Origin of the sequence: Microbulbifer sp. JSM ZJ756, from assembly GCF_044383805.1 — a bacterium.
GTDB classification, from domain to species: Bacteria; Pseudomonadota; Gammaproteobacteria; order Pseudomonadales; family Cellvibrionaceae; genus Microbulbifer; species Microbulbifer zhoushanensis.
Genome location: NZ_JBISER010000002.1, coordinates 381,792 through 394,366 on the forward strand (window position 1 = coordinate 381,792; position 12,575 = coordinate 394,366).

The 12,575-nt window shown below is 57.7% G+C and carries 11 protein-coding genes and 1 tRNA gene; 5 read left to right on the plus strand and 7 right to left on the minus strand.

Translation table 11 applies throughout. The features are described 5' to 3' along the window. The first annotated feature begins 65 nt into the window (after window positions 1-65). From pheT to ACH6CX_RS05710, 4 genes are all read left to right on the plus strand, one after another. Window positions 66-2,441 carry a phenylalanine--tRNA ligase subunit beta gene (gene pheT, locus ACH6CX_RS05695; RefSeq protein WP_396675124.1) on the plus strand — a complete coding sequence of 792 codons (2,376 nt, stop codon included), beginning with the start codon at window positions 66-68 and terminating at the stop codon, window positions 2,439-2,441. Between the two features lie 151 nt (window positions 2,442-2,592). Further along, entirely contained in the window at window positions 2,593-2,901 is a 309-nt protein-coding gene (ihfA, locus tag ACH6CX_RS05700; protein ID WP_232941771.1) for an integration host factor subunit alpha, read from the plus strand. After that, complete coding sequence (locus ACH6CX_RS05705; protein WP_232941773.1) at window positions 2,879-3,235, plus strand: MerR family transcriptional regulator; 357 nt, start codon at window positions 2,879-2,881, stop codon at window positions 3,233-3,235. Before ihfA ends, ACH6CX_RS05705 begins: the two co-directional genes overlap by 23 nt. A gap of 150 nt (window positions 3,236-3,385) precedes the next feature. Continuing rightward, a tRNA-Pro gene (locus ACH6CX_RS05710) sits at window positions 3,386-3,462 on the plus strand. Window positions 3,463-3,647: 185 nt separating this feature from the next. Here ACH6CX_RS05710 and ACH6CX_RS05715 read toward each other — a convergent pair. From ACH6CX_RS05715 to ACH6CX_RS05730, 4 genes are all read right to left on the minus strand, one after another. Beyond that, window positions 3,648-4,361, minus strand: a complete 714-nt coding sequence (locus ACH6CX_RS05715) for a hypothetical protein (protein WP_237063700.1) — start codon at window positions 4,359-4,361, stop codon at window positions 3,648-3,650. A 486-nt stretch (window positions 4,362-4,847) separates the two neighbouring features. Beyond that, window positions 4,848-5,204, minus strand: a complete 357-nt coding sequence (locus ACH6CX_RS05720) for a hypothetical protein (RefSeq protein ID WP_237063698.1) — start codon at window positions 5,202-5,204, stop codon at window positions 4,848-4,850. After that, window positions 5,191-5,592, minus strand: coding sequence for a hypothetical protein (locus ACH6CX_RS05725; protein ID WP_237063697.1), 402 nt, complete (start codon window positions 5,590-5,592; stop codon window positions 5,191-5,193). Before ACH6CX_RS05725 ends, ACH6CX_RS05720 begins: the two co-directional genes overlap by 14 nt. A gap of 710 nt (window positions 5,593-6,302) precedes the next feature. Continuing rightward, complete coding sequence (locus ACH6CX_RS05730; protein WP_396675128.1) at window positions 6,303-7,139, minus strand: transposase; 837 nt, start codon at window positions 7,137-7,139, stop codon at window positions 6,303-6,305. Between the two features lie 411 nt (window positions 7,140-7,550). Between ACH6CX_RS05730 and ACH6CX_RS05735 the strand changes: the two genes are divergently transcribed. Next, window positions 7,551-8,975 carry a hypothetical protein gene (locus ACH6CX_RS05735; RefSeq protein ID WP_396675130.1) on the plus strand — a complete coding sequence of 475 codons (1,425 nt, stop codon included), beginning with the start codon at window positions 7,551-7,553 and terminating at the stop codon, window positions 8,973-8,975. Between the two features lie 355 nt (window positions 8,976-9,330). Here the strand turns inward: ACH6CX_RS05735 and ACH6CX_RS05740 are convergent, their stop codons facing one another. From ACH6CX_RS05740 to ACH6CX_RS05750, 3 genes are all read right to left on the minus strand, one after another. Next, window positions 9,331-9,999 carry a DUF6515 family protein gene (locus tag ACH6CX_RS05740; RefSeq protein ID WP_396675132.1) on the minus strand — a complete coding sequence of 223 codons (669 nt, stop codon included), beginning with the start codon at window positions 9,997-9,999 and terminating at the stop codon, window positions 9,331-9,333. Window positions 10,000-10,535: 536 nt separating this feature from the next. Next, the gene (locus ACH6CX_RS05745) at window positions 10,536-11,573 is read right to left on the minus strand and encodes a fumarylacetoacetate hydrolase family protein (RefSeq protein ID WP_396675134.1); all 1,038 of its coding nucleotides are present in this window, start codon (window positions 11,571-11,573) and stop codon (window positions 10,536-10,538) included. Between the two features lie 202 nt (window positions 11,574-11,775). Further along, window positions 11,776-12,174 (minus strand): hypothetical protein, encoded by a 399-nt coding sequence (locus ACH6CX_RS05750; protein ID WP_396675136.1) that lies wholly within the window; start codon window positions 12,172-12,174, stop codon window positions 11,776-11,778. Window positions 12,175-12,575: the final 401 nt, after the last annotated feature.

Here is a 12,575-nt window from a genome sequence, read left to right on the forward strand (position 1 = left end):
CGACCAGAGATCGGGAACCAGAACGAAGAACAGACAGCAAAACAGAATTCGGACAGAGAACGACTATGAAATTCAGCAATGCATGGCTGCGGGAATGGGTAAACCCGCAACTCTCCGCGCAGGAACTGGCCGACCAGGTCACCATGGCCGGCCTGGAAGTGGACGGCATCGAGCCGGTGGCCGGGGACTTCACCGGCGTGGTGGTGGGCGAGATCCTCGCCTGCGAACAGCACCCGGACGCCGACAAACTGCGGGTCTGCACCGTGGCCGGCCACCCCGAGGGCGAAATGCAGGTGGTGTGCGGCGCCCCCAATGCCCGCGCCGGCATCAAGATCCCGTTCGCGCTGGTGGGCGCCAAGCTGCCCGGCGACTTCAAGATCAAGAAAGCCAAGCTCCGCGGTGTGGAGAGCTTCGGCATGCTGTGTGCCCAGACCGAGCTGGAACTGGGTGAAGACAGCGACGGCATCTGGGAGCTGCCCGCCGATGCCCCCACCGGCACCGACCTGCGGGAATACCTGCAACTGGACGACGTGGCCATCGAGGTGGACCTGACCCCCAACCGTTCCGACTGCCTGGGGATCGCCGGTATCGCCCGCGAAGTGGGCGTACTCAACCGCTGCCCGGTCGAGGGCCCGGCCATCGAGCCGGTGGCCGCCACCATCGACGAAAGCCTGCCTGTGTCCCTGATGGCCGGCGATGCCTGCCCGCGCTACGTGGGCCGGGTGATCCGCAATATCGACGTGAGCGCCACCACCCCGCTGTGGATGCAGGAACGCCTGCGCCGCGCCGGCCTGCGCAGCATCGACCCGGTGGTGGATGTCACCAACTACGTCCTGCTGGAGCTGGGCCAGCCCATGCACGCCTTCGACCTGGCCAAGCTGGACGGCGGCATCAAGGTACGCATGGCAGAGCAGGGCGAAAAACTGACCCTGCTGGACGGCCAGGAAGTGACCCTGAACGACGGCACCCTGCTGATCACCGACGACAGCAAGCCGCTGGCCATGGCCGGCATCATGGGGGGCGAGGAGTCTTCCGTTACCGGCCAGACCCGCGACATCTTCCTGGAGAGCGCCTTCTTCAGCCCGCTGGCCATCGCCGGCAAGGCCCGTTCCTACGGCCTGCACACCGACTCCTCGCACCGCTTCGAGCGCGGCGTGGACTACCGCCTGCAGGAGAAAGCCGTTGAGCGCGCCACGCAGCTGCTGCTGGACATCGTCGGCGGCGAGCCGGGCCCGGTACACCTGCGTGAACTGAACGACGCCATGCCCGCCGAGCGCCACATTACCCTGCGCCGCGCGCGGGTCGAGAGCGGCCTGGGCGTACAGATCGCCGATGACGAGATCATCGATATCCTCACCCGCCTGGGCCTGGAGAAGATCGACCAGGACGACGCCGGCTGGACCTTCCTGGCCCCCAGCTTCCGCTTCGACCTGGCCATCGAGGCCGACCTGCTGGAAGAGCTGGCGCGGGTGTACGGCTACAACCGCATCCCCAGCATCAGCTTCAGTGCCGCGCTGGATATCCTGCCCGAGCACGAGGTGGAGCTGGACGGCACCGCCCTGGAGCAGACTCTGCTGGCCCGTGGCTACCACGAGGCCATCACCTTCAGCTTTATCGATCGCGAGTCCGCGGCCCTGTTCGACCCGAAGGCCGAGCCGGTGGCACTGCAGAATCCGATCAGCGCCGACCTGGCGGTAATGCGCACCTCGCTGATCCCGGGCCTGTGCAAGGCACTGCAATACAACCTGAACCGCCAGCAGGAGCGCGTGCGCCTGTTCGAGACCGGCCTGCGGTTCGTGCCCGGCACCGACCTGCAGCAGCAGCCGATGCTCGCCGGCCTGGTCTACGGCACCCGCCAGGCGGAGAGCTGGACCGGCGGCAAGGACTGGGTGGACTTCTACGATATCAAGGCCGATGTCGAGGCCCTGCTGGCCGAGACCAACGCCGCCGACGAGTTCCGCTTCGTGGCCGGTGAGCACCCGGCGCTGCACCCGGGGCAGTGTGCCCGCATCCTGCGCGGCGACCGCGAAGTGGGCGTGCTGGGGGCCCTGCACCCGCAGCTGCAGAAGCAGCTGGACCTGCCCAAGGCAGCCTTCGTGTTCGAGCTGGACCTGGACGCCATCGGCGAGGCCCGTTTGCCGGCATTCAACCCGCTGTCACGCTTCCCGGCCGTGCGCCGCGACCTGGCCCTGCTGATCGACGCCGATGTTCAGGCCGCCAATCTGGTGGAAACCGCTGCCGAGACCGCCGGCGAAATGTTGACGGACCTCAAGATTTTTGACGTCTATCAAGGCGAAGGCATTGATTTCAATAGAAAAAGTGTCGCTATGGGCTTGACCTTTCAGCATCCGTCGCGCACCCTTAATGACGAAGAAATCACTGCCGCGGTTGACGCAGTGGTTAAGCAGCTAGAACAAAAATATAACGCCAGCTTGCGCTGACCCCCGGCTCCGCTCGGGGTGCAAGCGGTTTAGCCCGGTGGTACTACGGGTTAAGGCACCCCGAGAGCGTCAGCTCCCGGGTTGAAAGCCGCCGCGGTTTGGGCCGCTTCCGATCCGGGACTGACGCCTCTGAATCTGTTGGTAGGAACCAATGACAGAGGCACTGACCAAGGCCGGGCTCGCCGAAAAACTGTACGAAGAGCTGGGCTTCAACAAGCGTGAGGCAAAGGAGATCGTCGAATACTTTTTCGAGGAGATCCGCAATGCGCTCGAGAGTAACGAGCAGGTAAAGCTGTCCGGCTTCGGCAATTTCGACCTTCGCGACAAAAGCCCACGCCCGGGACGGAACCCCAAGACCGGCGAGGAGATCCCCATTTCTGCACGCAGGGTGGTGACCTTCAAGCCGGGACAAAAACTTAAGGCACGAGTAGAAGAAGATGCTGGAAGCGAGCAACAATAGCGAACTGCCTGTTATCCCGGGCAAGCGCTATTTCACCATTGGAGAGGTCAGCGAGCTCTGCGCGGTCAAGCCACATGTACTGCGCTACTGGGAACAGGAATTCCCCCAGCTCAGCCCGGTCAAGCGCCGTGGCAACCGCCGCTACTACCAACACCAGGATGTCCTCCTGATCCGCCAGATCCGCGCACTCCTGTACGAGGAGGGCTACACCATCGGCGGTGCCCGCCACCAGATGGAAGCCGGCAGCCAGCAGGCGGAGAAGGTGCAGCTGCAGCAGGTACTGCCGCAGGTGATCGCCGAGCTGGAGGGGGTGTTAACGCTCCTGGAAACCTGATCCCGCCCAGCGGGGCAGGGCGGCCAGAAAGGCGCAAATCCGGGCTTGCATTCCGCGGCCAACAATGTATGATTTGCGCCTCATCGCAATGCGATGCCCCTTTGAAATCAAGCACTTAGAGTCATCTGGGCGCCTGGTTTCACACTCAGTCGGAGTGTAGCGCAGCCTGGTAGCGCACCACACTGGGGGTGTGGTGGTCGTCGGTTCAAATCCGGCCACTCCGACCATTATTTGATCGAAAAAGCCCGCTTTTTAGCGGGCTTTTTTGTGTTATGAGATTTCATGCCTCAATTCTTCCAGATTTGAGGGCGTCAGCGTAGGGTGTGAATCTGCAATACGTCAAACCAGATTCGACCGTTCACTGCTGTCTGGTCAATCACTTAATTGGCAAATTACACTTGCTACGCGAGACTTAGTTGCTGGGGTCCCAGAAGTTTTCGCTTGCTTTCGAAAGCTCGTGGTCCAATTGGTCCCAGGCAAAGCCGGAGTTTCTAATTAATAGGTTGAGAGACTCCACCAGCTCCTGCATTTCTTCTATTGCTCGTTTTAAATCGCCCCACTTAATTCCTAGTGTGCCTATGTCTATTGGTTGATATTTATCGACAACATGTTGAACTTCAGTATGCGCGGTAATTTTATCGCGAATGGTCAGAAAACCTTTCATATATGCGGCGTTTGAGAGTGTCGCCCAGGCGTTCTGTGCTGAGCAAAGAATCTCTTCAAATTGCCGTCGCCTCCCTTCCTGCTCTCGCACTTCAATTCTTTTCAGTGCTTCAGCTATTTCCGGATCCTTCTCGCTTTCTAGTGAAGGTGATTTCCAAATCGAAAAACTATCCTTTAATGATGAGCTGATGGAGTGTTCTTTTAGCTCTTCGAACAGCTTTCGAATGCTCGGAGCTCTTTTATCTTTATCGAACGTCAGCTTTGCTATGTCTTGCGCGCAAGTCAAAAATAGAGAATGTCGAAGTGTCAAAAAACCCCTAGCTTGAAGGTTGGAACCTCTTAGTTTGACGACATTTTCGTCAAATAACATTGGGTGGAGAAGTGCGTATTTCTCTCTGAGATGAATGAACCCATCAAGTAATTGACTCGCATGCCCCTCTAGCTTTTGAATCTTGCTTTTCATATGGGCTTGTCCGCTATCTTTGATTTATTAAGTTTCTGGCGTGCTCTGCTAAGTCCAGGGTTTTGGCGGGCAGATAGCGCTGGGAGAGCAGGGAGCCCTTGCAGAGCCGGTGCCAGCGCTCCACCACTTCACGGAGATTCCATCTGGCCGCTTCCGCGGAATTTATGTGCAAGACTATATAATATTAATTGCTCGTTACCGCATAGGCGCAGATATCCGGGCAAATACCCGGTCGAGTTCCAGCATACAGTCTTCAATCCATTGCCGGCGGTGCTCAGAGCTCTGGTCATCGCTGAACACATGTGCTGGATATATGAGCAGTATATTTCCTGCGTTCTCAGGAAGCTGATGTCCATTGCGGAGGATGCTTTATGTTTGGTGAGTGTCTTTCATAGTTTCGATGGAGTGGTCAATAGGTAAAAGTCCGGCCTAATTTCGGCAGAGAAGGACTGTTTTTTAACTCGCAGCCCATAAAGCTATCTATAGCTATGCACCAGAGGGAACATTTAAAGGGCTCGAGCTCTTCCTGTTTGCGTATGCGGTCATTGCGCTTTTTGCAATTGCGGGTGAGGTCAGTCCTACCTGAAAGGCCAGTAAAGCGCTCATTTTATCCCCATTTAATATGTATATTATGGACATGGCAGCCCCAAGGATGGGTAGCCCTATAAAAAGCCCGAAAAATATTATACCTGTTCTGAGGTTTGACATCTTATCTTCGGGCGGGCGGTGAAGGTGGTCAGAGAGTTTCAGTACGAAAAGAACCACGCCCCCAAAAAAAGAAATAGCTACTAGGTGAAGGTTTGCGGCTAAAAGCTCTATGAGTTCGGGCTTAAAGATTGTCAAAATCAACCCCTTTGGAGGAAAAAATATCAATGAATTTGTCAGTAAACGACGCGCTCTCAGTGAAGCGGCTTTTTGTCGTTAAAAGTAATTTTCCGTCTTGGGACTTCCGGCGAAAAACTTTTATCTTTTCGCGTAGAGCTTGATCTGACTTTATTTTCTTTAATATTTCGGACCTTTTAACACCGACATCACGAGCAATACCGTCAAACGTTCGGGCAAAGTATTTCTTGTTTTCCAGAGCGGCTAAAATATGTTTAGATAGAGCTTCGCCTGATAAAGGTCGAGAGAACTTTGGATGGTGTTTTCTACCTGTAACTCTTCTGACAAATACGCCTCTGGATCCTTCCCGGCTTTGCCCTAAGTTTCTTTTACTTCTTTTATTGGCCATATTGAAATCTCTATTTACCCAACTTTTAAGTTAAATATCTACGTTATTGAATTAGTGGGCTTCTGAAGCGTAATTGTGTTAAAAATTTTCTAAGAACTCAATCACGAAAATTCTTAAGTTACGAGAAAATAGTAAAAAGGACACCCACCAACTGAAGATACCAAGCTATGCATCGTTCCTTCAGAAACGTCGGCCCTCCCATTCACGGGCAAAGTGTACTGTAGACGTTCGACGTGTGGAGTTTTACGCCAATGAGGCGTTTTCAGGTACAGGAGGGCCGCCTCGGTTCTGCGATAGGGCGGAGTAAAAAGGACACCCACCAACTGAAGATACCAAGCTAAGCATCGTTCCTTCAGAAACGTCGGCCCTCCCATTCACGGGCAAAGTGTACTGCAGACGTTCGACGTGTGGAGTTTTACGCCAATGAGGCGTTTTCAGGTACAGGAGGGCCGCCTCGGTGCTGCGATAGGGTGGCGAGAGAGGGGAGGGCTAGGTCGCTGGCGGAGAAAGGAATCGCCCATTAATAAAAAGGACACCCACCAACTGAGGATATCCGGCTGAATAGCCTTTCTCTATGCGAGGGTGAACTCCGGCAGACGCTCTAACTGGGTAGAAATGCCTCAAGTGTGGCTTTATGCGCCAAAGTGGCCTTTACAGGTACAGGAGGGCTGCATAGGCGTTACGGGTGGCGTTTTCTTGGACGGAAAAGGCTAGGTAGCTGGCGGTGAAAGGAAGCGCTCGCAATCGCGAATCCCATGGGACCAGCGTTTGCCGAGTTGCTCACAGGCGCTGCGGACAGCGTGGGCGCTGCCCACCAGGCTTTTAAAGCGGCTTTCGAAGTGCCGGTTGAGGTATAGCCAGTGCCTGGGATCAATCTGGAGGCGCTCGAGGATGGGTGGCAGTTCGCTGTCGATGGCTCCTCGCTTGCCTTCACGCAGGCAACGGCCGCTCCAGTCCACCAGCTCTATATAGTCCTGCAGCCGGAAGGGGATGCCCGCCGGCATCGGATCCTGGGGATTGCCGGCGAAGGGCATCAGCTCTTCAGGCTGGATCCCGTCCCTGGCCGCAGTAATACGTTGCTTGACGGAGGTGTGTGCTGACGACTCCGGTGTGTTCGCCATCCTGGCCCGGATCGGGTTCAGGTCCACGTAGGCCATACAGGCTGCCAGGGCCCGCTCATCCAGGAGTGCCTGGGACTTGAAGCGCCCCTCCCAGAAGCGGCCCGTGCAGCGGTCTTCACGGTTGGCCGCACGGGCGACCGACTCGTTGAGATAACGCATAAACCAGCTGATATCGGAGAGACGTGCACGCCAGATTTCTGCAACCTCTGAAAGACGGGTCATTTCCGCAGAACCCATTGGCTCGCCCTGGACGAAGCGCTGGGACAGTGTGGAGCCTTTGCATAGCTGGTGCCAGCGCACCACAATCTCGCGAAGGTCCCAGTTTGCTGCTGCATTGGTGTTGATATGCAGGACTACATGAAAGTGATTACTCATGACCGCATAGGCGCAGATATCGAGGGCAAATATCTGCGAGAGTTCCAGCATCCGGTCTTCAATCCACTGTCGGCGATGCTCAAAGCATTGCCCTGTACGCTCGTCCCGCCCGCAGAGGAACGCGCGCCGTACACAGCGAGAGACGCAGTGGTAGTATGGCGTGGCGCCTGGACAGATAAGCGTTTTACGTGCTCTGGTCATCGAGTGGTAAGCGGAGTTCTGTATATATAAACAGTATTCTGCTTGTCGCTGGAGAAAGTGCAATAGGCTGGCGGAGGATGCTTTATATTTGCTGGGTGTCCCACATCGTCCTCTCCACATCGTCCTCTCCACATCGTCCTCTCCACATCGTCCTCACATCGTCCTTCTCCTCGTCCTCGTCCTTCGAGCGAACCTTTCCTGACATACACTCTTAGAAGTGCAATCTGTTTTGCCGGGAGCGGTTACCACAGGAGGTGGGCAATGCAGCGGATCCGTATCGTCATGCAGGTGGCTCTGGCAACTCTGGCGCTCTGTTTTGTACTTCCTTCGAAATTGGCTGCCGAAGCGGAAGATAAAAGCCATGCCGGCCTTCTTGCCTGGCAGGCTGCAGCCAATGCCGAGCAACAAGCAGAGTTCTTCAGGCCTGGCTGGTTCCCGGACCGGAACAAATGGTACGCCGAACGCTACGAGAGCATCATCCTGCGGGGCGTCAGGCGCACCAGCGATATCTTCCAGGTCAACGACATCATGACCACGCTGTTCGGCCCGGCCTGGGCCAATATCTGGCTTGAGGGGGAGAACTTTCTGGAATGCAGTCCACCCCAGGGGCGGGAATTTTCCTACGCGCTTTGCTACTACTCAGGGCCGGAAGACCCAACGGGCCAATCAGCCGACAATCCCGCTTTGCCGTGTACACTTTCTGCCAGCGGCAAGCTTGCCAATTGCAAGTGCTACAAGCTGACCAATACCACAGTGCCACCCAAGGTTCCTTACTTTGTCGACATACACGCAATCCTGAACAAGGACATCTACCAGAAAACCGTCGAAACCTGCGGCCGAGACGGCACCAGGTGTGCGCCCACCACGAGTATCGAGGCACCGGTGTGCAGCTCGATCAACACCAACCAGCTGATACCGGGGGCCGACCTGGTGTCCGTCTTCTCGCCGGTCAAAAAGCTCGACTATTTCTCCGGATCCACCCCCTGCAGGTCGCTCTACGCCGGCTGCATGACCGCACCCTGCTATGACACCGGCGAGACGGATGCCAATGGCAACGCACTGGTGGACTGCAGCTGCCCAATCTATGAGGGGCGTTTCGAGATAGGGCAGGGCGCCGACCAGGGCGGAGGTAACCAACTGCAATGCGATCTGGGCGGCCGAAACCTCTGGTCGGCGGCGCACAACCCTACCACGAACAATCCGATAGACCCGCAACCACCGGCAGGTTCCTGCTTCCCCGACGCGCCGCCGGACACCGGCTGCCCGCTGTATCCCGCAGGCAGCGGCAGTGCCGACCCGAACGGCGCCATTTGCCGGGCCGTTTGCGCCGCTTACAGAGGCGATCCTGCGGCCGAGAATGTACAGGTCGGCTACACCTGCGACGCGGCCTTATGCACAACACTTGGCCTCGGGCAGGACCTGCCGTGGAATGTCACGATGGGGGAGCGGTTTGGCATCATGGGCCAGGCGTGCAACGGCGTTCAGAACCTGGACGGCCTCGATCTGATCACGCAGGTCGAAACAGTAGCGGGTTGTAGCTGTTGCGCGAGCCAGATCTGTGGATGTTCCGAGATGGATATCAATGCGCAGACCAATAGCGAAATCAGCCGGCTCAATGCTGAGCAAAGGGCGGTGGGGATCGAACCCCAGTGTGATATTAACGGAACCCTATGTGGGGAGCCGTAAGTTAAACAAAGCTCCTACTGAGCAAAGCAGTAAGAACCCCAAAAATAAAAAAGACAAACAAAAGGGCACCCACAAACTGAAGATATCGTGCTGAAGAGTCTTCCTCTCAGCGAGGGTGGCTCAGGGCAGCAGGGCTAACTGGGTCAAAATGCTTGCAATGTGGCCTTACGCGCTAAAATTGCCTTTTCAGGCGCAGAACAGCCAAATACAGCACCGTGTATTGTCCCAATCAGCGGCTTGAAATCAGAGAGCCGGGCACATGACTGTGCCCGGCTCTTCCCACAAAACTTCTTATCCCTATCCATCACCGCAGTAACAAGCCCGCTCGTTGAGTGTCACTGCCTGTGCCAGGTTGCTAGTAATAGCGCATGCAACGCGCATACTCGTCCCGGAAGCTGCCCGGCTCGCGGCGGTAGGGGCCGACCCTGGCGCGACGCGATTGATCCGAGGCGACGCGACGGCATGTCGACTGGAGCTCGCGGTAACTTTCACCTCGGATGTCGTCGCGGAAACGGTAGCGCCCGTAATAACCCTCGTATTCACCGCGGTAGCTTCCGTAGTCACCGCCGCCGCGATAACCCGGCGCGGGGAGCGGGTAGACCCGGCGTATTTCCGGAGGCGGTGGCGCTACCGGAGCCGGGGCCGGAGTTGGCGGGGCAAGTGAGGCGATTCTCTGCGGCGCGCTGTAATAGTCGCGCCAGCCATAAGGCGGGGTTACGACCGTGAAGTCGTCGCCGTCAGGCTCGTATACGAAGAAGGTGCCCCTGGAAGTGACATAGTAGCGTTCACCACCCATGGTGAAGGTACCGCTGCTGCCGGGAACATTCGGCACCCGCGCGCCCAGTGGGGAATCCACGCGGACAAAACCACCTTTGGTCGGCCGGTAGAAAGAACCCACCCAGTAGTAATAGGTCTGGCCGCCTACAAGGATTTGTGAGGCGCCGCTGGGCAGGGTCCTCACCCGATCATCTGCCCACGCCAGCCCGATGGCAAAGCTGAACAGAACTGCGATGGCATAGCGCATAGCGGCACACCCTCTGTTGCAAACTGCTGGAAGTTTACTCAGCGGCTGCGCCTTTCCCCAATCCCCGGCACAACTCCAGGCGCCCCAATATCAATAAGGCATAAAAAGGACACCCACCAATTGCAGATATCGGGCTGCAGAGCCTTCCTCCACGTAGGGGAGGGCTCTGGCTCACAGATATAAGGGATGATGTCTTTTATGCCTAAGTGGTCTTTTAAGGGGCAGGAGGGCCGTCTCGTTGCTTCGGCAGGGTGGCGTGGGAAGGGAGGGCTAGCTAACCAGCGGGGAAAGGAATCGCTCGCAATCGCGAAGGCCGTGTGACCAGTGCTTGCCGAGCTGATCACCGGCGCTGCGAACAGCGCGGGCGCTAGCCGCCAGGCTCCTGAACCGGCTCTCAAAGTGCGGGTTAAGCTAGAGCCTGTGCCTGGGCTCTATCTGCAGGCGCCCCAGCATTGGTGGTAGTTTGCTAGCGCGGGCTCGTCGAAAGGTAGGGCTCGCTCCCAACCACGTGGCCTGCAGCGAAAAACCGGTTAGCGCTATTCGATCCTGTTTTCCAGGTGTCCCAGAAAGGTAGCCCTGGTGATCACGCGGTCGGCGCGCTGCAGGTAAAAGCCCTGGTTCCACACGTTCGCGGGCTTGAAGGCTACACCGGCTCCTGTGCCAGTCAGAATCAGCGTGCCCCGTGGGATGCCACCTGCCGGTAGCAGGTCTACAGGTTGGTCACCATCTAGAAAGGTGTGTCCGGCCTGGGCGAACGCCTGGCGGACGATGTCGTCGATATCCAGGATCATTTGATCTGCCGGGAACTGCTGCCGTGCCTCGCCATTTACAGCGAGCTCCAGGGCGATCGTTTGGTAGAAGGAGGCCGACCTCGGGATCACGAAGAGGTAGCCGGTGGGCAGGAAGGACGGGCGCCCCTTGGCTGCGGCGAAGCCTGTGGTGCCCATGGGGGCGTCGAGGTCGATCTGGCGGAGCAGGGTCCAGCGATCGGTGAAGTCGTTGCAGAGTACGAGAGCGTAGTCCACGCGGTCGTCAGGTGACTGGATGTCGGCAAGTGGAACCATGGCGATCTCGGCCTCGAAGTCGAGGCGTGGGTGGAAGCTTACCGGGTCGTTCCACCCACTTGCCCGCGCCAGCTTCGGGAACAGGAATGGCGGATCGTCCAGGTACACCTCTTCGGCGTGCTCCCGGTAATTCGTGCCGGCCGCCACATAGGGGTATTGGAAGTCCACGGGCACCGTCAGCCCGCTGAGCGGCACGGTCACCGTGGGGCCAGTCACTGCTGCGAGGCCGTCGTAGCCCAGCCGGGCGTAGGCCTCGATGAGGTCGCCGGCGTCACCGAGCCCGGCAGTAACGTCGATTCCGTCGATAGTGTCGCCGTTATGGCGAGTGACCCGTATCAGTGACGAGGCTGTACGTGCAAACGTCAGTGCTGCTGCCGGGTCTGCGATAACCTGGGGCCGCCCAGCGTCCCAGGCGATATCCACCGTGGGGCGTGAGATATAGAAGCTGTAGGCGACGAAGGCCGTCGATGCAACGATGAGCACCAGCAGGGTGCGGACAAGAAATTTCATGCATTTTCCCTATTGCCGGGGGACTGCCGCTTGATCCTGGTACCGCTAGCGAACTTGAGGGTAAAAGGGTATCTCAATGGGGGGAGGAAGTCTGCTTTTGCCTGGATGCCGTCCTCAGCCCCCGAAATGCGTCACTTGATGGCCGTGTGGGCTGGCGATTCCGGTGTGCTCGCCATCCTGGCCCGGATAGCGTCCAGGTTCACTAAGCCATACAGGCTGCCAGGGCCCTCTTGCCAAGTAATGCCAGGAAGTTGAAGCGTCCCTCCCAGAAGCGACCGCTACACCGGTCCTCCCGGTTGGCCTCGCGGGCGATGGACTCGTTGAAGGAACGCATAAACCAACTGATATCGGCAAGTCTTGTACGCCAGCCCTTCGCGACCTCCGAGAGGCGGGCATACTCTGCAGATCCCAGAGTTTCGCTGCGCAGAAAGCGCTGGGAGAGCACGGAGCCCTTGTACAGCCGATGCCAGCGCTCCACCACTTCGTGGAGGTTCCAGCTGTCCGCCTCCGCCGAGTTGATGTACAGGACCGCATGGTAGTGATTGCTCATTACCGTGTAGGCGCAGGTATCCAGAGCAAAAACCCGCCCTAGCTCCAACATGCGGTCCTCAATCCATTGCCGTCGATGCTCAAAGCACTGTCCGGTACGACCATCCCGCCCGCACAGGAATGCCCGCCGTACACAGCGTGAGACGCAGTGTCAGTATGGAGTGGTGCTGGGGCAGGTGAGGGTTTTACGCGCTCTTGCCATCTCTCGGAACGCGGTATGGGTGTGTGTGCAGCATTTTGCCCGTGCCCGTAAGCAGCTCTATTCCCCTGGCGCGCACCCGTTATGTTTAGTGAGTGTCCACTATCTTCAGTTTCACCCAGTTGTTTGGATTAGCGGCTATTACTTCGCTCGTGAGTCGCGGTGGTGTAAATGGTATTGATGATATTTGGGCGAATAAGTGGACTCTTTTTGCTTTTGCAAAGACGTTGGCGTCCTCTAAGAGCTTCCAGGCG